Source organism: Mycobacteroides abscessus ATCC 19977 (assembly GCF_000069185.1).
GTDB lineage: Bacteria > Actinomycetota > Actinomycetes > Mycobacteriales > Mycobacteriaceae > Mycobacterium > Mycobacterium abscessus.
Genome location: NC_010397.1, coordinates 1,269,204 through 1,291,370, shown reverse-complemented (window position 1 = coordinate 1,291,370; position 22,167 = coordinate 1,269,204). Strand labels below are relative to the sequence as shown.

Below are 22,167 nucleotides of genomic sequence, written 5' to 3'. Positions count from 1 at the left end.
ATTTACATAGGGGTTTGTGTCGATCAAGGGAGAGCCAGCCATGCCGAGCGTTTCGGGGCCTTCGGGCAATTCTTTCCACGTTGACCCCACTGAACTGCAGAACCACGGCAAGCAGCTGCACGGGCACGCAGACGATCTCAAGGAAGTGCACGACGCTGCGCACCGGGCGATGAAGGACGCGCAGGCAGGCTTCGGATCGGCACGCTCGGCGAGTGCGTTGAGCAGCCGCATCGCCGACTGGGAGAAGGAAAGCGCCGAGCACCACACCGAACTCACCAGTCACGGCGATGGTCACATCTCGTCTGCCCAGAAGTTCGTGGCGCGCGATGAGGCCAATCGCGACCTGATCAAGCGCGCGGGACCGGAAGGCAAGGTTTAGGGGGACTCGTATGGGGATGACACTGGCCGAACTGCAGGAATGGCCGCCACATATCAAGGCGCTCGCAGACGCGGCATCCAAGCGTGGTGATGCCAGCCAGCAGGCGGCGGACAAGGTACAGGCGATCGTCGATATGTCCACGTGGCAGGGCGATGCCGGCGAGGCCGCAAGGGACGCGATGAAACGCTCGGCCGCCCGCTTCGACAATGCTGGTTTCGAGGCGCTTTATGTCGCGATGCATGCCAATAAGGCCTATGGAGAGTCGCAAACATTGGCCGATGACATCGGGGCCTTCTTGGCGTACGCCGCAGCTCCCCCGAAGGTGGATATCAATCCCAAGACCAATGCGGTGACGCCCCCGGACATCAGCGGGCTGAATAAAGAACAGCTACAGAAGGTCATCGACAAGCTGAAGGATCTCCAGCAGCGAGTGACCGGCCTCGTGGCCCGTGGCGAGATGTTGGACGACTCCCTGGCTCGGGTGCTCGACGAAGGCACCGGCGGGCACACCATGGCCCAGAAACAGATCGCTGAGGGGACACCTGAACAAGCCGAACGCGATGTCCACGACGTTCTCGCCGGAACCGCCACCGAAGAGCAAAAGGCGCGTGTCCAGGCAGCATCAATCCTTAGCCCGGAGCAGATCGCGGATCGCGATGCGGGCCGGCCAGTGCAGTTGACGCGTCCGCAGCAGCAGGTGTTGGGTCAGCTGCAGGCACAGATGAACGGAATGTCGGTGGAGGACATTCACCGGGCCGAACAGCGGTTGGGTAACAACAAGAGCATTATCGGCAACGCACTGCAGATGATGGGTTCGAATCAATACGGCTACGCGAAGACCGAATTACGGCCCGGCGCACAGGGATCCACTACCGAACTCACAACAGGCGGGTATGACAAGCTGCCTACCTCGGTTCAAGAGGCGTTGAATGACAAATCTCCCGGCTTCAGCTACGTGTCTCAGGGCCCCGGCCAGGGAACCGCTCCCATTACCCAAGGATCAACCCTTGGCAACCTGGACAGGCTTTCGGATGTCATCAAAGACGGGGATCCCGGTTTCCAAAACGGTACCGAGCTCGATCGAAGGCTCATGCAACGCGGTGCAGACATCTTGCACTTCGAGAATCAAAATCACGACAGCCACGAAGGCGCCGCGGACTCGACGATTCAGAACATATTCTCTTCGGCTGGCCGGGACCACATTGTCGATCACGACATGATGGTCAACCCGGAAGGTAAGCGTAATGACCAGTTCCTAGGTGATTTGACGCATCATCAATTCACCGACGGCGGCAAGGCTGCGGGCAGTTTGATGAGCTGGACTCACGACTCAGCTCACGTGGGGCCGGGAGTCTCCGCGGATCAGGCCAAACTCTCCGGGGAAACTGCGCACGCGTATGCCAGTTATGTGGCCGATCACAAGGAATTGAACGCGCTGCCCGCCAACGACAACCAGGGCCTCGGCCAAGGAACGAAGACACTCGGCCAACTCAGCCCCGAGTTGGTGAAAGGCATGGCCTGGGGCCTGGCGCCATACACAGCCGCCATCGGTGGCGGCGATCCCGCGATATTCGGCAGCACTCCAGGTTTCGACAATGCTTTGGATACCGATGACGCCATTGGCAATGGTTCCATGCCGCAGGCCAAGGCACTTTTCAAGGTGCTGAGCACGAATGCGGAAGCAGCCACCACGCTAGGTGGAGCGCTCTACGGGGACTCGGTTATGGCCACGAATCACTACGCAGAAGCGGTAAAGCATTCTGGTGTAGGCGAAATCGGAGACCTGGATCAGGCGGGGAGATTCCGTGGCCTGGCAGACGCTGGATTGGCCGCAGGCAACGATGCACAACATAAGGCTGACACGGTCTCCAAGGAGCAATACGCTAAGGACCTACAGAGACTGAAAGAGACCGCGTACGGCGCCATCACCAAGATCCTGCCGATACCGGCGGAAGCAGCTACTCCTTTTGGAATCATGTCCGACGCTCTCAAGGACAGCATCGTCGGGAAGGCGCCCGAACCCGGCCAGCCCGCAAACACGACGGTACCGAATTTGAATCCGGCGTACGGCCAGCAGCAACTGCTGAACGCATACGCGGCCACGGGAGTCCTACGGCCCGAACAGTTCCCCCCGAATATGCTCGTGCCGGACCCCAAACACCCGGGAGTAATGCGGGTGGGCACCTTGGAGGAATTGCGACAGATGAAGGGACCGGACGATCGTCCCGTTTACGAGCACCTGACTTCAGACAAATACCACACCATGGTCAATGAAGCCCTTCGCCGGATACCAGGGGATGCAGGCTCTGCTCAGCCGCTGATTGATGCATACAACAACGCTGTAAAGACAACCGAATGACCCACCCTCGGAAAAGGCACGCAGGGGCCCGCATACTATTCGGCTTGCTGGCGACGATCGTTTCGATGTCGGCGGGTTGCACGCCCACTGAGCAACCACCGATCCCGTTTACCGGGCTTACTAAAGACCTGCGTATTCGCTGGTCTGCCGAGCCCGGCATCGATCTGCTGACAGGTCCTGCCGTGATCGTCCGCGCCTACCGCGAGTCTTATGTAGTCGGCGGGCTCATGGCCAACCCGGCGTACTACTACCCCGGCTTCGAGCACGCCGTCCCACAAAACGGCCCAAACGTCAGCCCGCTGATACGGCCGCTCGTAACCGGCGACTCGCAACTGGAGCGCCGCGGCTTCCAGATCGCCACTCCGATCGTAGGCACCTGGCGAGAACACATACTGTCCCTGACCGGCGATCCAACGTCGGGTTACACGGCAAAAGTGTGTGTGTGGGATACGGGCACTGGAGTGCTAGCACCGAATGGCCAGTACCGCTACCCGAACCGGCTTCCCTCGAATTCGATGTGGTCAGTACGCGCTGGCGTCGGCACCTTGGCTGTCCGGATCACCATTACGCCGCCACCACCGTTCGAACCGGATCCCACCAAAAAGTCTCAACAGGGGAGCGCACCCAATCCCTCGACCGACATATTCGGCGGCTGGAAAATCCGCGCAGCAGACAGCCTAGGCATCGCATCCTGGATGGATCAGCGGTCAGACTGGCCACTGGATGACTTTCGCCTCACTCTCAACGCCTGCGGCGAGCGGGCTCCTGACCTTCTCACAGGACAGGGGAACTTCATTACGGTCGGCGATCACCCTCGCAGCGACTTCCCGACTCTGCCCGCTGATCCCGGCTGGCCTGCAGCGGGCACCTAACAGCGCCTCAAGCTGCTGTTTCAAAATCGTTTGAAAAACATGGAACCGAACCACGTGCCCTAGCGTCGTAGCCATTAGTAGGACAAACATGTCCGCACGACCAGCGAGGGGAGCGTCCATGCCCGGAGAATCAGGGCTCGATATGAACGAGCTACACCTGGCGCCTGGCGCCGCGATGAAGGTGTCCCAGGAGTTCAGCGGCGCCGTGGACAAGCTGGAAGCGCTCCGCCGAGACGCACTTGCGTTTGACGTTGAACTCGGCATGGGTGCATGCGCAGAAGGCACGTCTTGGAACAGCGCATTGAACGACTTGGTAACCGGCGCGTCAGACTCAGTCACCTCAGTCATTGATGCACATATTAAGACTGTGAAGACCTGGGCCGAGTGGGCCAAGGTCGCGCAGAACGAGTACGACAATACCGAGCACCGCAATGCGGAGTCGTTCGAGCAGCTTAGAGGCGACACGATCGATAGCAATGGTCTGGGCGTCTACCCGCCGCCCACCACCAGCTGACAGGTCAGGAAGACTCAACCAATGAAGATTAAGTGGATCGCTGTCGTCGCCACGTCGACTGCGCTCGTTGCAGGATGTACACACGACGGAATCCAGGGCACTCCTCCTACCGGTTCCGCCTCAACCTTGTTGACCTCATCTTCATCGTCTGCCAGCGCGTCGCCCTCAACAAGAAGTACCGACCGCGACCCGGTAGCAGGAACAACGTTCGATGCGTGCACCGCGATTACCGACGCAGATGTTGCAACGTGGGAAGTAAAACCCGACAAACGTGACGCACACGCCACCGCGTTCGGCCAGAACGTTCGAGGTTGCATCTGGGACGGACCTAAATGGGGCGTCAAGGTGTATGCGGTAGACACACCGTTGTCGCAACTAGCACAGCCCAATGACAAGTGGGACCGTCACGAGCCGGTCACCGTTGGTACGCGATCTGGATGGCTCGTACACAATGTCAACGGTGCGAGTTGCACGGTGGCCATTCCATCTGAACAAGCCATCGCCGCCGTCCAGGTCGATCTGAACCTGGATTTAACCGAGCAGCACTACGACCAATGCCCGCTGGCCCTGCAAATCATGAAGCAGATCGAGCCGAAAATACCTTAGAGCCAATAGTTTTCAGGAGGAGAAGACGTGGGGAAGAAGCAGATCCAGAAGGAACACTGGGAAGGCCACGACCACCAGTCGATCTACAACGCCGCCCAGGCTTTCCAGACCGGCAACCCGCAGGCAGCACAGGAATCGATCAACAGCATCGCCGAGCAACTGGGCGACATCATGCACACGCTCGGCGGCAAGGTGCAGGGCATTCTGGTCGAGGACTGGCGCGGGGCAGCCGCGAAATCCCTACAGGCCAACATGTCCGAGTATTTCCGAGCCTCGGAGAGGGGCATCATCAGCATTCGGCACGTGGCCGACAGAATGCCCCCTCTTGCCGACGCGATGAGCGCCGCCAAGCGGAGCATCGAGCCGCCGATGTCCGACGCCCAGATCTCGCAGCTCAAGAAGTCCGGATCGTCGGACGCCGACATACAGCAGCGGAAAAACCAAGAGCAGTTCTTTGCACGCCTTCAGATGGTCGGCCTGTTCAGCGAACCAGTGGTGCGCGAAGGTGACAACGTCACCGATGTTCGTCCCCCGCAAGGCAATAACCCTGGAAACATCACGCTTCAGCAACCCGCCAACGGATCCGAATCCGGCACCGGCGGCGGTGGCGGAGGCGGCCAAAACGGCGGCGGCTCAGGCGGCGGTCAGGGCTCGGGCGATCTGAGCAAGCTCACCGACGGACTCGCCGACAAGAACACCAAGCCCGCCTTCAGCGATGGCTCGGGCAATCAAAGCGGACAAGGCCAGGGCGCAGGTGCCGGTAGCGGCAGTGGTGCGGGCGGCGGCAGCCCCCAAAGTGGTTCCGGCGGTTCGGGCAGCGGTCTGGGCAACGCCCTCAGCGGTCTTGGTGGCAGCTCAGATAAGACCGGCTCCGGTCTGCCGTTGGGTAGCACCACCGCGGCCGGTTACAGCTCGCCCTCCAGCTCAGGTTCAGGCGCCGGTACCCTCAGCGGCCCAGGCGCATTGCGCGGCGGCGCGGGCGTTCCCGGCCTCGGCGGCGGAGCGGGAACAAACCCCACCGGCATCGGTGGCGCCGGAGTCCGCGGCGGCGCAATGGGCATGGGCGGCATGGGCATGGCCCCAATGGGCGGTGCGCACGGGCGCGGCGGCCACGGCGAAGAGGACGACGAACACCAGACCCCGGAGTTCCTGATCAACTGGGACAACGGCAACGAGCTGTTCGGCGATCTGCCCAAGGCATCCCCCGGCGTCATCGGCGACTGGAGCGAGCACGAACGCGCCGAAAAGCAGCGCCGCGAGTCGGAGAAGCGCCGCTACAAGTCCATGGGCTGGAACGTCGACTTCGGCGACGACGACTAGGAGCCAGCCTGCGCCTTGGCCACCGCCTCCCGGGCGACGGCCACATCGAGCTTGCGCATCTGCATCATGGCCTGCATGGCGGCATTCCCCGTCACTGGATCGGAATGGAAGATCAGATCGATCAGCTCACGCGAGACCACCTGCCAGGAGAGCCCGAACTTGTCCTTGAGCCAGCCACATTGGGACTCCTGTCCCCCGTCTGCGGTCAACGCCGCCCAGTACCGATCGACTTCCTCCTGCGATGCGCAGTCGATCTGAAATGAGATCGCCTCGTCGAAGGTGAACTGGGGTCCCGCGTTGAGGGCGGTGTACCGCTGCCCGTCCAGTTCGAACTCGACAGTGAGCACCGTGCCCTCAGGCATGGGGGTGTTCGGCCCGTAGTGGGTTACTTCGAGAATCTGCGAGTTCGGGAACACCGACACGTAGAAGTTGGCGGCCTCTTCGGCTTGGGTGTCGAACCATAGGCAAGGAGTAATTGTTGGCATACCGGTATCGACCGGTGCCGGTACCAAAACTCATCGCAGCTGGCGGGAAACCTCGTCAAGAGCGCCGGCCAACAAGGCTTCGTAATGGTCAGCGTCGGGCAGCACCGCCGCACTCGTGTGCACACTCACTGTGACAGTGTCACCGATCCCGTGCACACCATGCGTCAGCCCCATCACCGGCGACAGCGCCGGGAACCCGGCGGTGAACGCCACCCGGCCCCCGCCGAGGACAAGATCGGCGGCACCGCGCACCACACTCGACACCACGGTGTTGCCCGCGACCGTGGGCGGCATGAGGTCGGCGTCGAAGGCGCTCACGCCCGCCCACATCATCGGCGCGGGAAGTGCCGAGCCACCCGCACGCTGGGCCACCAGGACCGGGTGCGCGGCACGACGGCGCCTGCTTTCGATACCGTCGGCGATCCGGCGGGCCCGGACGCGCAAGTCGGGCTCGTCCCAGCACAGGTCCACGCCGACGTTGCGGAAGTTGTTGCGGGCCGCAGACTCTCCAGGCTCAGCGACGGTCACCTCAGCACCCAACCTGTCCGGCACCCACTGGCCGTGATCACGTAGGTACCGCGGTAGTGCGGCGGCAATCGCCGTCATGACCGCGACGGTCACGCTGACTCCGGCGGCACGAAGTTCCTCCCGAGGACGCACGATCATCCGGATTTCCCGACGATGATCGGGCCGGGCATTGAGCGAAATCAGTGGGAAGCCTTGCGGTTCCGGCTCCAACGCACCGGCCGACACAAGCTCCTGCTGCCTCTTGTAGGCCCGGTACCCGTCCCTGCTCGCGCGCAGCAATCGTCCCAACTTCACCGGGAAACCCACCAGAGCACGCACGGTGGCGAGCGCAGGAACCGCGGGCAACGAGCCACTCATCGGCATCCCGTCTCCGAACAATGCGCGCGCGGCAGCGGTGGAGCGCTGCCCGTCGGCCAGGGCGTGCGACACCTGCAGCACCGCGACAAGTGCCGGACCGGGAACCTGCGGCGCCCCCTTCACGCCCGGGAAAAGATGTAAATGCCATGGGCTTTCGCGGATATCGACAGTGCTGGACAGCAGCGCGGCCACGGCCGATCGACACTGCGGCCAGCTGGCATCGGCCAGCGTATGCACCGTCAGCGGGAGCTGCGACTCATCACGCGGAACCCAGTACGGGTAATCGAGGTGCCCGGCGACGTCGACGGCCCGTACCCGCAGGTCCGCGATCCGGGCCGCGCGGGCCGCGATCACCGAGCGCACGGTATCGAGGTCGGCTGTCGGCGAATCGAAGCAGAACAGCAGGAACTGATCGTTGGGGATTTTCGTGGACATCCAATACATCTGGGCGTCGCGCGGGGCCATCTGTTCGATCGTCATCGAACGCCTACTTGTAGGTGCGCCAGTCGTCCCATAGCTGTTGCCACGGCGCAATTCTGCCGTAGTACCGATACACATGTGCCTCGTCCTCACCCGCCGCGTGCAACAGCTCGATCCGCTGCACACCCCGGAAGCCTTGAGCAAGTTTGGGATCGGGATCGTCCACGCCGACATACATCATGTCCGTCATGGATTGCGGCGGCGCCCCGAAGTAGTAGTAGCCGCGGTGGAAGCTGTAGGCACGGGAAATTCCCGCGCGTCCGGCCTCGACGTCGTAGGCGGCGGCCATCGGATAGATCTGCACGACGAGAGCCGTACGGTGACGTACGTCCGCCGGCAACGAATCGTAGGTATCCCGCGCGACCTGCCGGAACGCCTCCGTGGAGTGATCACCTTCGGCAAGCATGGTCGGGCCCATACCGCCTGCCCAGGCGAACCAGCGCGCGGCAGCCGCTTCGGACACGATGGGCAGCCGGATGACTGCCATGGCCACCGATGCCACCGTGACCGTCCCGATAAATCCGTAGACAACCCCACGCGCCACCGGCCGGGCCGGACGCCACCGGGACAACGTCACCGCACCCGCGCCGATCAGCAGCGCATAGAGCCCCATGGCGTAGTGGGCTCGGCCGTGCGAGGCGAACATGAAAGCCCCGACCAATACCGCGGCCGATCCCAGGTATCGGTACGGGCGCAACGATGCCGACGCCAACAACCCCACGATCCCGGCTAGCAACAACACCAGCCCGATAACAGCGGAGCCGACGAGCATGCCGCCCAACAGCGCCGCTCCCCGCTCCGATTCGGCGGCCACAATTGCGGCCATGCGCAGATACGGCCAACCGTGCGCGGCCTGCCAGATCAGGGTGGGGGCCGTGGCCACGACCACGACAGCCGCCCCGATCCACAGTTGCCGTCGACGCAGCAGCGCCCGCGGCCCGAGGACCGCCGCGCTCAGCAGCACCGCAAACCATAGAGCCGGGATGAGGAACTTGGTCTGCATGCTGATCGCGGTGACGATCCCCGCCCAGAGCAGCAGCCGATCATCGGGCAGCCTTTCCCGCAGGCTCCGGGTCCAGCGCACCAAGAGCCAACACACCACCGCCCACAGCGCCGGATCGATCGCTGGTGTCTGTAGCCAGTGGGCCAGAATCTGAAACATCGCGGTGGCATGGGCAATCGCCGACAGCGATTGGGTCAGGCGACCGGCGCCGAGCTCCGCCGCGATCAGCCCACACATCAACGTTCCGATCGCCACTGCGGCGGTGGCCGCGAGCCGCAGCACCCACAACGATCCAGGCGCGATGTTGTCGGCGACGCCCGCGATGAACGGCACCAGCGGAGGCTGATCGAAGTATCCCCAGGACAGGTGGTCGCGCCCGGCGACCACGAAGTAGGCCTCGTCGAAGAAGTACCCGTATCCCCTGCTGGCCCAGCCGAAAACAAGGAAGGTAAGCGTGGTGATGGCCGTCAGGTCCGCACGTGCGATGCACACAGGCGGTACGCCAGGGATGTTGTTGCCGTCGTCGTACCGGGAAGTGACCGCCGCCATAGCGAGTTCACCATAGCGCCCGTGCCATAGAATCCCGGCGTGCCGAGCGCCAAACAGTACAGCGATCCCTTGACCCGCAACGATATTGGACTCTTGGTCCTGCGTGTCGCGGTTGGTTTGACGCTGTGCTGGGACGGACTGAACGTCGTATTCGCCTCCGAACAGTTCAAGCAGCTGGGCTCGACGGCGGGCGCATCCGCTGACCTCGCGGCGCGCGTCCTCGCAGGGACGTACAGCATCGGCGGTGCGCTACTGGTCGCCGGACTGCTCACTCCCCTCGGTGGGTGCGCGGTGCTGGGGTCGATGCTCTATGCCGCCACTCTGAGCTATTCGGTGCGCCACGATCTCCTGCAGTCCGGGACGGCCGTGCAATTCCCGCTTCTACTCGCTGCCGCGGCCATGGCGGTCATTCTTATGGGACCGGGGCGCATCTCCGTGGACGGGCGTTTTGGTCGCGAAGAATGGCCGAATGCGGTCACATCGGTGCTGGTGGTGGCCGGATTTGGGGCGGCCATTGCCGCGTGGGTGCTCGTCAAGGGCACAAATCCGCTTTCTTAAGAGTTCAGCAAGGCCGCTCATGGTCTATGACCTGGGGCGATGCCCGCAGCGAAAATTGCCAGACTTTTCCGATTCGTGACTCAATGATTTCTTAATGGTGACCCCTAATGTCAGGTACATGACGAACGAGGAATTCGGTGCCACGGTCATCGAGATCGACTTCGAAGCCATCTACAGCGGCGAGCTGCTGGTCGAGGGCGACAACACGGAGCAGACCGATGAGTGGTTCCCGCTAGCCGTATAACGGCAGGTTGGCGAACCCCCAGAGGGGGGACGCATCGGCGAGACGCGTAGCGCCTCGCATGCCGGGCCAAGTCCCGGATGTTTCTCACTCAATCCGTTCAACAGGCGAGGGCAGTCACACCGACTGCCCTCGCTTTTTATTGGCGCGGCCTCAGCGCTATTCGAGCTCCTCGGCGAGCTCCATCCACTGCACCTCGGTGGCGTCCTTCTCGGCGACGACGGCGTTCAGTTCGGACGTCAACGTCACCACTCGGTCCGGATCGGTGGCATGTTCGGCGAGCTGCGCGTGCAAGGCAGTTTCCCGCTCCCCCAGCTTGGCGACGGCCCGTTCGAGGCGGCCGAGTTCTTTCTGTGCCGCACGCAGTGCCGCACCATCGCGGCCGCGCTCGGGCACGGCTTTCGCGGCAGGCGCGGCGACCGGCTGGGCGTGCCGGCGCAGATACTCTTCGATGCCGCCGGGCAGATTGGTCAGCTTCCCGTCACCGAACAGCGCCCAGGTGGAGTCACATACTCGCTCGATGAGATACCGGTCGTGGCTGACCACCACCAGGGTGCCCGCCCAGCCGTCTAGCAGGTCCTCCACCTGCTGCAGCGTTTCGATATCCAGGTCATTGGTGGGCTCGTCAAGCAGCAGCACGTTCGGTTCGGCCATGAGCACGCGCGTCAACTGCAGCCGGCGGCGTTCGCCACCGGAGAGGTCTCCGACCGGGGTGCGCTGGCGCGCGGGGCTGAACCCGAGCATCTCGGCGACCTGAGAAGCAGAGAGCTCCTTGTCTCCCAGGGTGATTCGCAGGGCGATGGATTCAATCGCATCGAGCACCCGGATGTCCTCCGGCAGGTCGTCCAGTTCCTGGCGTAGCCAGCCGATGCTTACGGTTTTGCCCTCTTTGCGATGCCCGGCGGCCAACGGCACCGCACCCGCGAGCACACGCAGCAGGGTGGTCTTCCCGGATCCGTTGACCCCCACCAGGCCGATGCGCTCACCGGGGGCCAGACGCCACGTCAGATCCCGCACCAACTCGTCCCCGGCCGGCGTCGCCACCGTCGCATCTTCCAGTTCGATGACAATGCGGCCCAGACGCCGGCGCGCAAACGCGGTGAGCGCCACCGAGTCTCGCGGCGGCGGCACGTCGGCGATCAAGGCCTCGGCCGCCTCGATGCGGTACCGGGGCTTGGATGTGCGGGCGGGCGGGCCGCGCCGCAACCAGGCCAACTCCTTGCGCGCGAGATTGCGGCGACGAGCCTCCGCGGCGTCGGCCTGTCGCCCGCGTTCGGCACGGGCGAAAGTCCAGTCGGCGTATCCACCTTCATACGATTCGACATTGCCGTCGACCACTTCCCAGGTGCGGGTGGCCACGGTATCCAGGAACCACCGGTCGTGTGTCACCACCACCAACGCGGTCGAGCCAGATCCCCGAGTCACTCCGCTCCTGCCCGCCGACCGCGCGAGCAGATGCTCGGCAAGCCACTGCACACCTTCGACGTCCAGATGGTTGGTGGGCTCGTCCAGGATCAGCAGATCCAGGTCACGAACCAGCGCCGCGGCCAGCCCGACCCGGCGCCGCTGGCCTCCGGAGAGCTGATCCACCCGCCGATCGAGCCCCAGTGCGGCCACCCCGAGACCGTCCAGGATCGAACGGATCCGTGCGTCGCCCGCCCACTCGTGCTCGGCCACGCCCAGCGGGGCGATCACCACGTCGAAAACCGTCACGCCCACGAGCTCGTCGCGCTGGGTGACAACGGCCTGACGCAGGTCCCCGGCGCGGCTCACCCTGCCCTGATCTGCCGGTTCGATACCCGAAAGCACCTCCAACAGCGTGGTCTTACCACCACCGTTGAGGCCCACCACCCCGATGCGGTCTCCCGCCTGCACCCCGAGGCTGACGTTCGAGAGCAACGGCTTGACGCCGTACGACTTCGATACGTTCTCGAGGTTGACGAGGTTGATGGGTTTGGCGGGGCTGGTCATGGCCTCCACAAACTACTCAGGCACGGGCGGCCGGCGCCACTTCCCTGCCCCGGTCGAGGAGTCCCGCCCGCCGCAACGCGAAGAGCGCGGCAGCACACACCAGCCCGACAACCACCAGTGACACCCACAATAACGAGGGCACACCGCGCCGCTGGCTGTAGCCGAACACCGAGCCGGTCAGCAGATTCCCCGCGAGAATGCCGATACCGACGATGGTGTTGTACAGCCCGTATTGAGTGGCCACCAACCGGTTGTCGGCCAGCCTGACCACGGTGTCCATCTCGAAGGGAAAAGTCGCGATGGTTCCCACGGCCAGCAGCGCCGCCGAGAACAGCAGCGCGGCGATCGCGGCGAGTTGCCCTGCCGACGCCGCTGTGGGCAGCAGCACCAGCGGTACGAACGCCGTTCCGATGACCAGCATCCCGAGTACCAGACTGCGACTGGGACCAAAGCGTGCGGAAAGCCAGCCGGTCAGGCGCACCTGACCCGCGATGGCCACCAGCCCCGACACCACGAAGATGCTTGTCACCAGCGCTGTTTCGGATTTCTTGTCGTCGGTGAGCAGCGCCGCCTGCAGCGGAAGTGCGAGGTACACCTGGAACGTCAGCACATACGAACCGATCATGGCTCCCGAGAACAACAGGAAGGCCTTGTTGGACACCACCGAACGCCAGCTGGTCAGCACCGGAGCACGGTCGGCGTTGCGCTCCGACTCTGCCCGGTTCGGCGGCAGCGCCATCAACTGAATCACCGTCAGGAATGCGAAAACCGCCGCGGCGACAGCGCAGGTGATCCGGAAGTCCCAGGCCGTCAACGCCAAGCCGACGATCGGTCCGAAAAGGATGCCCGCCTGGTAGAAGACGTTGAACACCGCGAAGGCCTCTACCCGACGCTCACCGGAGTCGGCGGCCAGGTAGGCACGCACCGCCGGGTTGAAGAGAGCACCGGCGAAACCCGTTGCCGCCGACGCGATCAATATCGCCGGAAGAGTACCGACGAACGCCAGCATCGCAAATCCGGCGGTCCGCAAGAAGCATCCGGCGACAATCAGCGGCTTGTACCCGAACCTGTCGGCCAGCGTGCCACCAACCAGAAACATGCCCTGCTGAGAGAAGTTGCGGACCCCGAGCACCAGTCCCACCATCCACGCGGCCAAGCCCAGGGGCCCGGCCAGATATCCGGCGAGATACGGCATCAGCATGTAGAAGCCGACATTGATGGCGAACTGGTTCACCATCAATATCTGGCTGGGCCGATCGAAAGACCGGAACTGGCGCAAGGTCTGGATCACGCCCTCCTCCCTATCGGGTCGATCACGCGGGTGAGCCTGGTCCATCGGTCCACCACCCGCTCCGATGGATCATCAATCACGTCGGGATCTTGCGCCGGAGGGCGGTCCAGCAGATCGTGGCTGCGGCAGTAATCGTCATCGTAGATCGTGCCGTGATAGCGCATCGGGCCGTCGGGGAAGATGGCAGCGATGCGTGCGCCGGGGTCTGATGTCCGCGCCACCCAGCCCGCGACCAGGGCCACCGCTCCGACGCTCCATCCGCCGCTGGCGTGATAGGTCGCGGCCAGCGTGCGGGCGGCCCAGACAGCCTCATTGGGCGCAACCCAATGGGCTTCGTCGAACGCGGGATAGTCGACATTGCCCGGGTAGATGCTCGAACCGAGCCCGCGCATCAGCCGTGAGCCGGCGGGCTGCCCGAATATCGTCGACCCGATGGTGTCGACACCCACCAGCCGCAGGTTCGGATTATGTTCGCGCAGTACCCGTCCCACCCCCGACGAGTGTCCACCGGTACCCACCGAGCAGACCAGCGTGTCGACGGTGCCGAGTTGGTCGATCAGCTCCTCGGCGAGCCCGCGATAGGCGTCGACGTTATCGGGATTCTGATACTGATCGGGGCACCACGAATCCGGTTCGGCGGCAAGTAGTTGCGCGACGCGATCCTTGCGCGCCTGCTGCCAGCCCCCGATCGGGTGCGGTTCGGTGACGATATCTACCTGCGCACCGTAAGCATTCAACATACTGCTCACGATGGGTTCCAGACCCGGATCGGTGACGAGTGTGACCGGGTGACGGTAGATGATGCCGGCCAGCGCCAGCCCCAAACCCAATGTTCCGCTGGTTGATTCGACAATCATGGCGCCGGGCTTGAGATCACCGCGGGCCCTGGCCTGCTCGATCATATGCAGCGCGGGGCGATCCTTCATGCCGTTGGGGTTATGGCCCTCGAGTTTGGCCCAAAAACCGGTGCCCGGTGTCGAGAAGGGTTCGGACACCCATAGCACTGGGGTGTTGCCCACCAATGTGTTGGGGTCGTGGAACTTGGGGCCCTGATGAGTGCAGCTACGGCGAGAGGACAGAGCAATGCTGTTGTTCATGGAGAATCCCTGCGTGAGGGCCGCTGCGAAGCGGCCGGGAAGCTGATGGCGGCGCGTGTGGGCATGACGGGAAAAGCCCGTCGTGCCCGAGGGCCGATCAGCGCCGAATAACGCAGAGATGGGTGAGGATGTCGCGGCCCGTGCGGGCCTCATAACAGCCGGCGGGCAACGGTGGCCCCCGCGACAGGTGCGCCGCTACGGGCTGGAACACCACAGTGGCCAGCACCAGTGCGGCGAGCACGATCAGAACGCGTAACGGGTTCAGGCCGCGAGTCAGCCCGACCATTCCGTCCAGGGTCTGACATGACAGCTGGTGTATCGAGTTGTCCAGGTGCGCATGCGAGGCAGACGGACCATGCCCAGGCAGTGCCGCATGCGTCGCCTGATGATGCGGTCCATCGGGACCGCCATGCCCGGAAACACAGTGCAGGATCGGCAGGCTCGCCATCATCCCGATCAGGACCGCGACAAGCCACAGTCGACTACGGCCACTCCTGCGGCGCGTTCGGGTCGACATGGGAGCCAGGTTAGCACTGTTTTTCATACCCTCACGGGGTATGTGATCCGATCGCTACCTATCCGTGGTGAGCGCTCAATGTGATTGATGCTTCCAAGGTTGCCTCATATACCCCTACGGGGTATAGATTGGGGTCATGAACACTGGCATGTCACCACGGCTTGACCGACGCGAGCTCCTCCGTTTGGGTATGACGGCTGCGGCTGCGGGGTTCTTGGCCTCCTGCACCAAAAACACCTCGGGAGCTGCCACATCGCCACGCGTTAACCCGGATTCGCCACGCATCGCCGCGGTGGAAGCGGCACGAAGAGGGCGGGGCGCTCCCGTCCGCCAATTCGCGCTGAACGCCGGCCCCACCGAGCTCGATCTCGCCGGCACGCGGGTATCCACCTGGGCATACGGGGGCCGGGTACCCGGGCAGGAAATCCGCCTGCGCAAGGGCGAAATTCTCCGGGTACAGACCGTCAACAATCTCCCGGCGCCTACGAGTGTTCATTGGCACGGCCTGGCGCTGCGCAATGACATGGACGGCGTGCCCGGCCTCACCCAGCCGGAGATCGCACCGACCGGAGTATTCGACTACGAGTTCGCGGTACCGCACGCCGGTACGTATTGGTTTCACCCTCATGTCGGTACGCAGATCGATCGCGGTCTCTACGCGCCGCTGATCATCGAGGATCCCGACGAGGGCGCCGACTATGACGAAGAACTGGTGGTGGCGCTCGATGACTGGATCGACGGTACCGGCACCGATCCCGATCGAGTACTCGAAGGATTACGCACCAAGGGCATGCCCCCGATGGATCATTCGATGATGGGTGGCATGGGAGCGGACCCGACGGCACCGTTGGGGATGGATGCCGGCGATGTGACGTATCCCTACTACCTGATCAACGGGCGAGTGGCGGCCGATCCGCAGGCCGCGAACTATCGGGCCGGACAGCGCGTCCGGCTGCGGATGGTCAATGCCGGTGGCGACACGGCGTTCCGGGTCGGCATCCCGGGTGTACCGATGACGGTCACTCACACCGACGGGTTCCCGGTGCAGCCCTACAAGGCCGACACCATCCTGGTCACCATGGGCGAACGAGTTGACGCCGTCGTCACCATCCCGGGTTCATCGGTGCCCTTGATCGCCGTTCCCGAAGGGAAAAAGGGCTTCGCGCAGTTGATCCTGCGCTCAGGGGATACCCCGGTGCGCGGGCGCGCCGAGGACGCCGCGATGCTGATGAAGTCGCAGGTGCCTCTGGATACCGCGATGCTGACCGCTGCCGACGCAGTTCAACTCACGCGGCGGGAACCCGGGGTGATCCACGACGTGCGGCTGGCCGGACCCGGCGGGAAGTACACATGGACCATCAACGGCAAGACCTACGACCCGCGCGATGGCCTGCCCGTGCGCGAGGGGCAGCGTGTGCGTTTGCGTTTCATCAACAACTCGATGATGTTCCACCCTATGCACCTGCACGGGCATACCTTCGCCGTGCGCGACGGCAAAGGCGCGTTCCGCGCCCGCAAGGACACGGTCCTCGTCGCACCCATGAAGACCGTCGAGGTGGACTTCGACGCCGACAACCCCGGGCAGTGGCTTACCCACTGCCACAACATCTATCACGGTGAGACCGGGATGATGGCGGTGGTGTCGTATATGCAGGACTGACGTTGCCGCCGGGCTCTCAGCGCACTCGCGAGTGCCCGGCTATGAGCGACAACGTGTCAACTGACCTGCCGCATTCTGCTGAACATACCGACAATCCAGAATGGCTTGGAGACTAGCTCACCCACGATGAGTTCAGGAATGGCTATGTGGTCATCCCCATGCCATGGTGCAGGGTGCCGAACCTTTCGAATCGGGCAACGGCATGTTCCGGATCGGCCGGTGGCGACACCGGCCGTGCAAAGGTAGCGGCGACGGGGCACAGGCAGACCGCCAAATTCGTTGCCGCGATGACAGGTAGACAGTCCACCGCCAACGCTCCGTCGCCTGCATTCGATCGAATCCTGAGGTCGGCCACACCGGCCCTACGCTGCCGCCAGCTCTGACGGGTGCGAACACCCAGGGCTGAATCACAAGTGGTGATACTGAGATTGCGCGCCAACCGCGGGTGTGACTGGGCGAGGACCAGTGGCTGGTTCGAGCGCCGCCCCCATGCAGATGCGCGCCGTCCAGAAACAATCCAGGTGTAGCACAGCCGGACAATGAGCAAAACCAATGCCAGGATCACCAGAAAGGAACTCTCGGCATTGATCACCGCGGCGCCGGCTGCGGCGACAATAAGCACGAGCGGAACAGTCGCCGACTCTTGCAAAGAGACCCGTCGCGCGGCACGACCGTGGGCGGCAAGCCGACCACCCGCACTGACGGCAGCAACGGCATCAAGCCCGTGATGGGAAAGCACATCGCGGGCAATGTGGAGCGCGAACGTGCGCGCTGTCGGTGGCAGCAGTTCAATATCTTTGTGCCCAACAATTTCCGCATGTAGCCGCGCACCCTTGGCCCACCGCAGTGGAATAGGCTCGGTCAATCTAATTCCACGAATCCGGCTCCGGGCGAACGTGATTGCTTTCGTCTCGAGCAGCCCCCGTCGGTAGATCAGCAATGGATCCTCGCCACTACCCGTACCCGGCGATTCCTCCAGCCGAAACCCACCGTATCGGGCCGCGTACGAAAACAATACGATCGCGACCCCCGATGCCACACCGAGAACAATGAGCAACGGCGTGGCGATGTGGGCAAGTGCGGCCCGCGCTTGCGCACTGAGGCCATCAAACTGGCTCACGAAGCGGTCACCAATTCTGTTCGCCAGAAACGCCACGCCGACAACGCCCGCCCAGCCGATGGGAGTGAGCAGGGAATAGCCAAACCACCCGGGCCTGAAGGCAGCAATCACCCGAACATCGGAAGCCTTTTCGCTGACTTCGGTTTCCAGGCTTGCGCCAATGTCACGCACAGACTGAGGCGACAGTCCGTCCAGAACCAGATTATTGGAATCGTCGTTGGTGGTCAGTTGTAAGGTCTGCAGCCCGCACAGTCGATCCAGCATTTCGGCGGATACCACCAGCGTTTCAACGGCACTGCGCGCGACGGACTCTCGCCTGGTGGTCACACCCCGAACTTCCAGCACAACTGCATCGCCGCCAACCTGGATCGTGGTTCTTCGCCATGCCCATGTCTTCAGCAAAACGACCAATACAAGATACGCCAGGAAAAGGAGCAGAAACGACTCGTTGACCAAGACCAGGGCCAGGCCGGCCCAGCCGATCTTGAGCGTCTCGATGAACTCCCGCAGAATCCACCGCGCCGATCGACGAAGCGTCATTCGTCGGTATCCGGGGCAGTGGCGATTGCAGACTTGTTAGCAATCTCTGCCGCGACCAAGTGATCAATGTTGTCAATGTTGATCGTGCCAGCGCCCGAACCGGCGCTGATGGTCAGCGATGAGAGCCCAAACTTGCGCTGCAGCAATCCACGCTGCTCGGTGATCTTCTTGATCCGCTGGATAGGAATGATCGTGCGCACATGCGTAATCCACCCGGTTTGGACATACAGGGCTACCTCATTGAATTCCCACCGGTGGACACGTAGACGCAGATAAGAGCGCGCAATGACGTACGGTACCGCCAGAATTCCGACGACAGCGGCAAGGCTCCACCACCAGAACCGACCGGGCGCAAAGAAGCCCACCCCCACGATAAATGCGATCACGACGAGGTAGTTGGCAATGCCCTGAACAATCCACAACGTGCGCGCATTCGGACCCAGCCGATTGGCTGGTGCGACAAAAAGCATCGGGGTGGCCACGTGGCTGATCATAGGGGAACACGATCGGCAGCAAATTGACAGACTCATAGGCGGGGCATTCACCACGGGCTCGCAGCCGTCGATGCACCGCTGTTTCCGGTCCGCTGAACCAGACACAATCGGATCCGCGTTAGCGTTGAATAGCAGTCAGACGTCGTACCAGAAGGGCATCCCACGTTGACCGGACACAGCGCGATCCACCCCGAAGACGTTCTGTCCGACAGCGACAATTCCACGACAGTCGATGGCGTCACAGTGCGTAAGGGCACCATCGCCGCGTTCATCGCGAACGCCAAACTGCTGGAGACCATTGCCCAATCGGATCCACGACACGCAGCCATTGAACGTGAACTCCGCAAGCTGGCACCTGCCGTACGCGCCATCGGGCTTCTCGATGTCTTTACTCCACGCACACCGCGCATCGCCTCGCTCCTTGGCGAGCCTCAGGCAACATGATCACGGCCGTTTCGTAACCACAACAGTTGTCATCCGGAGAGACTCTCCGGCCTACACGTTGAAGCGGAACGCCAAGGTATCGCGGCTCGCCCGAGCCGACCTGCTCTCCCGAGCGGGATCGTGAGCCCAGCACCGCCCGGTATCTCGACCAGACCAGACTCGATCCCGATCGTCACGAATGCGCACGGTCACCGTGTATTGCCACATCACAGAATCACGGGGATCAGGCACGAACCGCAAGGAGAGCGCCGCACCAGCCACCCATTCGGGCGGAATGCGCCGGGCAGATAGCTGGCGGTCCAATTGCTCGCCGTACCTGCGCGCCAGGGGAACATCGTGGACATCGGCGCGCAGGTCGAGATCAATCCCGGGCGGGCCAGGTTGACGGCACAAGACCCCGATCCCCCACCAACCTGCAATGTCGTTGTTCCGACTGCCGAAACTCGTCGCGACTCCCTGGCAGACGTCCCGAAGTTCGCGGCGGCGCGGCATTAGTAGCGCTTCCGCCTAGACGTTAAACCGGAATTCCACCACGTCACCGTCAACCATGACGTATTCCTTGCCTTCCATCCGGACCTTTCCGGCGGCCTTGGCCGCAGCCATCGATCCGGCCTCGATGAGGTCCTCGTAGGACACCACCTCGGCCTTGATGAAGCCCTTCTCGAAGTCGGTGTGGATGACGCCGGCCGCCTTGGGCGCGGTGTCGCCCTGGTGAATCGTCCACGCGCGCGCCTCTTTTGGCCCGGCGGTCAGGTAGGTCTGCAACTTCAGCGTGTGAAAGCCTGCCCGCGCCAAGGCATCCAGGCCACGCTCGGCCTGCCCGATCGACTCCAGCAGCTCGGCGGCAGACTCCTCGTCCAGCTCCTGCAGCTCGGACTCGATCTTGGCGTCCAGGAACACCGCGTCGGCAGGGGCCACCAACGCACGCAGCTGCGCCACCCGTGCCTCGTCCCCCAGCACCGACTCGTCGGCGTTGAACACATACAAGAACGGCTTGGTGGTCATCAGGTTCAGTTCGCGCACCGACGACCAGTCTTTACCTGTCGAGAACAGCGTCTTGCCCCCGTCGAGCACCTCCTGCGCGGCCTTGGCGGCATCGAGCAGCGGCTGGCGGTCCTTCTTGTTCTTGGCTTCCTTCTCCAGCCGCGGCACCGCCTTCTCCAGCGTCTGCATATCGGCGAGAATCAGCTCGGTCTCGATCACCTCGATATCGGCGGCAGGATCGACCCGCCCGTCGACGTGCACCACGTCGTCGTCGGCGAACACTCGCACCACCTGACAGATGGCGTCACATTCGCGGATGTTCGCCAGGAACTTGTTTCCCAGCCCGGCCCCCTCGGAGGCACCCTTGACGATTCCGGCGATGTCCACGAACGTCACCGTGGCGGGCAGCGTGCGCGCCGAACCGAACACCTCGGCCAGCTTGTCCAGACGCGGGTCGGGCAGCGGCACCACGCCCTCGTTCGGCTCGATGGTCGCAAACGGGTAGTTGGCCGCCAGCACGTTATTGCGGGTCAGCGCATTGAATAGCGTCGACTTCCCGACGTTCGGCAGACCGACGATTCCCAGGTTCAGGCTCACGAGATGGAGAGTCTACGGACCGCGGCGATTAAGAATGGTGCGGTGACCTTTTCCACCAAGCGGATCTACGAGTCCCCCGACCCCTCCGACGGCTATCGCGTACTGGTCGACAGACTGTGGCCGCGCGGGGTCAGTAAGGCCGCCGCGCAGGTCGATCTCTGGTTCAAGGACATCGCGCCGAGCCCCGATCTGCGGGTCCGCTGGCACCACGCACCCGACGACGACTGGGGCGCCTACGCCGACGAGTACCGCGCCGAGCTGGCCGGCAACCCGGCGGTGGACACCGCACACGAACTCGAACGTGAGCACGGCACCGTCACGTTGCTGTATGCCGCCAAGGACCCGCAGCACAACCACGCGATCGTGCTGCGGGACTTCCTAGCCGATTGACGTCAGCAGGTGATGTCGACGTTGACGACACGGTGTTGCAACAGAATGCCGCCCCAGGCCACCCCGGGCGTATTGACCACGGTTCCCGGGTTGAGGAACCGGCCCGGGCGCACGGCGGTGGCCTTGCAGTCGGCCATCGGGCCGCTGCCCACGCGGTTGATGACCACGATGTTGCCGCGGGCCTCTAGGTCCGCGATGACGTCGGCGGCACTCTCGCCGTCCTCCGGGCCGGCAAGCGCCGACGGCGCCGCGAGGAGTGCCCCGGCAACAGCTAAAGCAGGAATGGCAAAACGAGAAGACATGGATGCTCCTGTGTAGAACCGCGCCATCGCGGTATGACTGACATTGGGTCGGGTCGCACCGACCTCGTCAGCACCTATGCACACAGCCTCCGAGTAACACCGCACGGCCTGAACGGCCAACAATCCGTTGCAACACAGGCGATCCCCGCGTCGCCGTGAGCAGCACGTAGCGCAGCACAAACGCCAGCACCAGCAGCATCGCCCCGGCCAGCACCCCGCGGCACATCTTGGTGATCTGCACGACCTGGGCAAAGGCATCGACCTGCGGCGCGTCCGCCGGCGCTGCGCCCACCCCTTCCGGGCCGGCGACATGCGCTGCGGCCAGTGCCCCCGGCTGGCCCATCACGCTGCCGGGGTTGACGCCCACCAGGCACAGCACGCCCACGACAAGCGCCAGCACGATAACCCTTAGGGGGTAGTCGTATCGACGCATGTCGGGCAGACTAACCCACGGTTTGCCTCCGTGCCGAGCCTCATACACCCGGTGGTTACGAGAAATTAACTTCCGG

24 protein-coding genes are annotated in these 22,167 nt (G+C 63.5%); 12 read left to right on the top strand and 12 right to left on the bottom strand.

What is annotated here, in order from left to right:
• The first annotated feature begins 40 nt into the window (after positions 1 to 40).
• The 6 genes from MAB_RS06660 to MAB_RS06635 all read left to right on the top strand — a co-directional run bounded on the left by MAB_RS06660 (position 41) and on the right by MAB_RS06635 (position 6,050).
• Complete coding sequence (locus MAB_RS06660) at positions 41 to 379, top strand: WXG100 family type VII secretion target (RefSeq protein WP_005084360.1); 339 nt, start codon at positions 41 to 43, stop codon at positions 377 to 379.
• A 10-nt stretch (positions 380 to 389) separates the two neighbouring features.
• A complete protein-coding gene (locus MAB_RS06655; protein ID WP_005092955.1) occupies positions 390 to 2,738 on the top strand; it encodes a TPR repeat domain-containing protein in 2,349 nt (782 codons plus the stop codon).
• Between the two features lie 65 nt (positions 2,739 to 2,803).
• Complete coding sequence (locus MAB_RS06650) at positions 2,804 to 3,610, top strand: hypothetical protein (protein ID WP_005084357.1); 807 nt, start codon at positions 2,804 to 2,806, stop codon at positions 3,608 to 3,610.
• 118 nt (positions 3,611 to 3,728) lie between these two features.
• Positions 3,729 to 4,124 carry a hypothetical protein gene (locus MAB_RS06645; RefSeq protein WP_005092952.1) on the top strand — a complete coding sequence of 132 codons (396 nt, stop codon included), beginning with the start codon at positions 3,729 to 3,731 and terminating at the stop codon, positions 4,122 to 4,124.
• Positions 4,125 to 4,145: 21 nt separating this feature from the next.
• Positions 4,146 to 4,730, top strand: a complete 585-nt coding sequence (locus tag MAB_RS06640) for a DUF3558 family protein (protein WP_071997831.1) — start codon at positions 4,146 to 4,148, stop codon at positions 4,728 to 4,730.
• Positions 4,731 to 4,757: 27 nt separating this feature from the next.
• Positions 4,758 to 6,050 (top strand): hypothetical protein, encoded by a 1,293-nt coding sequence (locus MAB_RS06635; RefSeq protein ID WP_005110053.1) that lies wholly within the window; start codon positions 4,758 to 4,760, stop codon positions 6,048 to 6,050.
• Here the strand turns inward: MAB_RS06635 and MAB_RS06630 are convergent.
• The 3 genes from MAB_RS06630 to MAB_RS06620 are packed head-to-tail and all read right to left on the bottom strand — an operon-like array spanning position 6,047 to position 9,452.
• Positions 6,047 to 6,535: a VOC family protein gene (locus MAB_RS06630; protein ID WP_005092949.1), complete on the bottom strand. Its 489-nt coding sequence runs from the start codon at positions 6,533 to 6,535 to the stop codon at positions 6,047 to 6,049. The two genes, MAB_RS06635 and MAB_RS06630, sit on opposite strands and share 4 nt — an antisense overlap.
• Positions 6,536 to 6,565: 30 nt before the next feature.
• Positions 6,566 to 7,900 carry a wax ester/triacylglycerol synthase domain-containing protein gene (locus MAB_RS06625; protein ID WP_005059466.1) on the bottom strand — a complete coding sequence of 445 codons (1,335 nt, stop codon included), beginning with the start codon at positions 7,898 to 7,900 and terminating at the stop codon, positions 6,566 to 6,568.
• A 7-nt stretch (positions 7,901 to 7,907) separates the two neighbouring features.
• Positions 7,908 to 9,452, bottom strand: a complete 1,545-nt coding sequence (locus MAB_RS06620; protein WP_005110052.1) for an ArnT family glycosyltransferase — start codon at positions 9,450 to 9,452, stop codon at positions 7,908 to 7,910.
• A 39-nt stretch (positions 9,453 to 9,491) separates the two neighbouring features.
• On the opposite strand from MAB_RS06620, the gene MAB_RS06615 reads away from it, so the two are divergent.
• Together MAB_RS06615 and MAB_RS25300 are read left to right on the top strand one after the other, a co-directional pair.
• Positions 9,492 to 10,010: a DoxX family protein gene (locus tag MAB_RS06615; RefSeq protein WP_005110051.1), complete on the top strand. Its 519-nt coding sequence runs from the start codon at positions 9,492 to 9,494 to the stop codon at positions 10,008 to 10,010.
• A gap of 118 nt (positions 10,011 to 10,128) precedes the next feature.
• Positions 10,129 to 10,254: a hypothetical protein gene (locus MAB_RS25300; protein WP_005059458.1), complete on the top strand. Its 126-nt coding sequence runs from the start codon at positions 10,129 to 10,131 to the stop codon at positions 10,252 to 10,254.
• Positions 10,255 to 10,410: 156 nt separating this feature from the next.
• Here the strand turns inward: MAB_RS25300 and MAB_RS06610 are convergent, their stop codons facing one another.
• The 4 genes from MAB_RS06610 to lpqS form a co-directional block, all read right to left on the bottom strand.
• Positions 10,411 to 12,231 carry an ABC-F family ATP-binding cassette domain-containing protein gene (locus MAB_RS06610; RefSeq protein ID WP_005092945.1) on the bottom strand — a complete coding sequence of 607 codons (1,821 nt, stop codon included), beginning with the start codon at positions 12,229 to 12,231 and terminating at the stop codon, positions 10,411 to 10,413.
• Positions 12,232 to 12,238: 7 nt separating this feature from the next.
• The gene (locus MAB_RS06605) at positions 12,239 to 13,501 is read right to left on the bottom strand and encodes an MFS transporter (protein WP_005132388.1); all 1,263 of its coding nucleotides are present in this window, start codon (positions 13,499 to 13,501) and stop codon (positions 12,239 to 12,241) included.
• Positions 13,502 to 13,509: 8 nt separating this feature from the next.
• On the bottom strand, positions 13,510 to 14,535 hold the full coding sequence (locus tag MAB_RS06600; protein ID WP_005122125.1) for a PLP-dependent cysteine synthase family protein: 1,026 nt from the start codon (positions 14,533 to 14,535) through the stop codon (positions 13,510 to 13,512).
• Between the two features lie 172 nt (positions 14,536 to 14,707).
• Positions 14,708 to 15,127 (bottom strand): putative copper homeostasis (lipo)protein LpqS, encoded by a 420-nt coding sequence (gene lpqS, locus MAB_RS06595; RefSeq protein ID WP_012296408.1) that lies wholly within the window; start codon positions 15,125 to 15,127, stop codon positions 14,708 to 14,710.
• A gap of 136 nt (positions 15,128 to 15,263) precedes the next feature.
• On the opposite strand from lpqS, the gene MAB_RS06590 reads away from it, so the two are divergent.
• Positions 15,264 to 16,787 carry a multicopper oxidase family protein gene (locus tag MAB_RS06590; RefSeq protein ID WP_005110043.1) on the top strand — a complete coding sequence of 508 codons (1,524 nt, stop codon included), beginning with the start codon at positions 15,264 to 15,266 and terminating at the stop codon, positions 16,785 to 16,787.
• A 142-nt stretch (positions 16,788 to 16,929) separates the two neighbouring features.
• Here the strand turns inward: MAB_RS06590 and MAB_RS06585 are convergent, their stop codons facing one another.
• Both MAB_RS06585 and MAB_RS06580 read right to left on the bottom strand, forming a co-directional pair.
• Positions 16,930 to 18,447 carry a YdbT family protein gene (locus tag MAB_RS06585; protein ID WP_005084332.1) on the bottom strand — a complete coding sequence of 506 codons (1,518 nt, stop codon included), beginning with the start codon at positions 18,445 to 18,447 and terminating at the stop codon, positions 16,930 to 16,932.
• Positions 18,444 to 18,941 carry a PH domain-containing protein gene (locus MAB_RS06580; protein WP_005088566.1) on the bottom strand — a complete coding sequence of 166 codons (498 nt, stop codon included), beginning with the start codon at positions 18,939 to 18,941 and terminating at the stop codon, positions 18,444 to 18,446. Before MAB_RS06580 ends, MAB_RS06585 begins: the two co-directional genes overlap by 4 nt.
• A gap of 165 nt (positions 18,942 to 19,106) precedes the next feature.
• Here MAB_RS06580 and MAB_RS06575 point away from each other — a divergent pair, with 165 nt between their 5' ends.
• On the top strand, positions 19,107 to 19,385 hold the full coding sequence (locus MAB_RS06575; RefSeq protein ID WP_005110042.1) for a hypothetical protein: 279 nt from the start codon (positions 19,107 to 19,109) through the stop codon (positions 19,383 to 19,385).
• Between the two features lie 336 nt (positions 19,386 to 19,721).
• Entirely contained in the window at positions 19,722 to 19,880 is a 159-nt protein-coding gene (locus MAB_RS06570; protein WP_005097949.1) for a hypothetical protein, read from the top strand.
• Between the two features lie 12 nt (positions 19,881 to 19,892).
• On the opposite strand, the gene ychF is transcribed toward MAB_RS06570, so the two are convergent.
• Positions 19,893 to 20,966 carry a redox-regulated ATPase YchF gene (ychF, locus tag MAB_RS06565; RefSeq protein ID WP_005059441.1) on the bottom strand — a complete coding sequence of 358 codons (1,074 nt, stop codon included), beginning with the start codon at positions 20,964 to 20,966 and terminating at the stop codon, positions 19,893 to 19,895.
• Positions 20,967 to 20,969: 3 nt separating this feature from the next.
• On the opposite strand from ychF, the gene MAB_RS06560 reads away from it, so the two are divergent.
• On the top strand, positions 20,970 to 21,356 hold the full coding sequence (locus MAB_RS06560) for a DUF488 domain-containing protein (protein ID WP_005074111.1): 387 nt from the start codon (positions 20,970 to 20,972) through the stop codon (positions 21,354 to 21,356).
• Between the two features lie 2 nt (positions 21,357 to 21,358).
• Here the strand turns inward: MAB_RS06560 and MAB_RS06555 are convergent, their stop codons facing one another.
• Together MAB_RS06555 and MAB_RS06550 are read right to left on the bottom strand one after the other, a co-directional pair.
• Positions 21,359 to 21,742, bottom strand: coding sequence for a hypothetical protein (locus MAB_RS06555; RefSeq protein WP_012296406.1), 384 nt, complete (start codon positions 21,740 to 21,742; stop codon positions 21,359 to 21,361).
• Positions 21,726 to 22,058, bottom strand: a complete 333-nt coding sequence (locus MAB_RS06550; RefSeq protein ID WP_005088575.1) for a hypothetical protein — start codon at positions 22,056 to 22,058, stop codon at positions 21,726 to 21,728. The genes MAB_RS06555 and MAB_RS06550 overlap by 17 nt, the downstream gene beginning before the upstream one ends.
• Positions 22,059 to 22,167: the final 109 nt, after the last annotated feature.

Bases quoted from the DNA above. Each gene is read 5' to 3' on its own strand.
- lpqS (WP_012296408.1), bottom strand. From the start codon at position 15,127: ATGTCGACCCGAACGCGCCGCAGGAGTGGCCGTAGTCGACTGTGGCTT.
- MAB_RS06590 (WP_005110043.1), top strand. From the start codon at position 15,264: ATGAACACTGGCATGTCACCACGGCTTGACCGACGCGAGCTCCTCCGT.
- MAB_RS06640 (WP_071997831.1), top strand. From the start codon at position 4,146: ATGAAGATTAAGTGGATCGCTGTCGTCGCCACGTCGACTGCGCTCGTT.
- MAB_RS06645 (WP_005092952.1), top strand. From the start codon at position 3,729: ATGCCCGGAGAATCAGGGCTCGATATGAACGAGCTACACCTGGCGCCT.
- MAB_RS25300 (WP_005059458.1), top strand. From the start codon at position 10,129: ATGACGAACGAGGAATTCGGTGCCACGGTCATCGAGATCGACTTCGAA.
- MAB_RS06650 (WP_005084357.1), top strand. From the start codon at position 2,804: ATGTCGGCGGGTTGCACGCCCACTGAGCAACCACCGATCCCGTTTACC.
- MAB_RS06625 (WP_005059466.1), bottom strand. From the start codon at position 7,900: ATGACGATCGAACAGATGGCCCCGCGCGACGCCCAGATGTATTGGATG.
- MAB_RS06620 (WP_005110052.1), bottom strand. From the start codon at position 9,452: ATGGCGGCGGTCACTTCCCGGTACGACGACGGCAACAACATCCCTGGC.
- MAB_RS06630 (WP_005092949.1), bottom strand. From the start codon at position 6,535: ATGCCAACAATTACTCCTTGCCTATGGTTCGACACCCAAGCCGAAGAG.
- MAB_RS06560 (WP_005074111.1), top strand. From the start codon at position 20,970: ATGGAGAGTCTACGGACCGCGGCGATTAAGAATGGTGCGGTGACCTTT.
- MAB_RS06660 (WP_005084360.1), top strand. From the start codon at position 41: ATGCCGAGCGTTTCGGGGCCTTCGGGCAATTCTTTCCACGTTGACCCC.
- MAB_RS06655 (WP_005092955.1), top strand. From the start codon at position 390: ATGGGGATGACACTGGCCGAACTGCAGGAATGGCCGCCACATATCAAG.
- MAB_RS06585 (WP_005084332.1), bottom strand. From the start codon at position 18,447: ATGACGCTTCGTCGATCGGCGCGGTGGATTCTGCGGGAGTTCATCGAG.
- MAB_RS06580 (WP_005088566.1), bottom strand. From the start codon at position 18,941: ATGATCAGCCACGTGGCCACCCCGATGCTTTTTGTCGCACCAGCCAAT.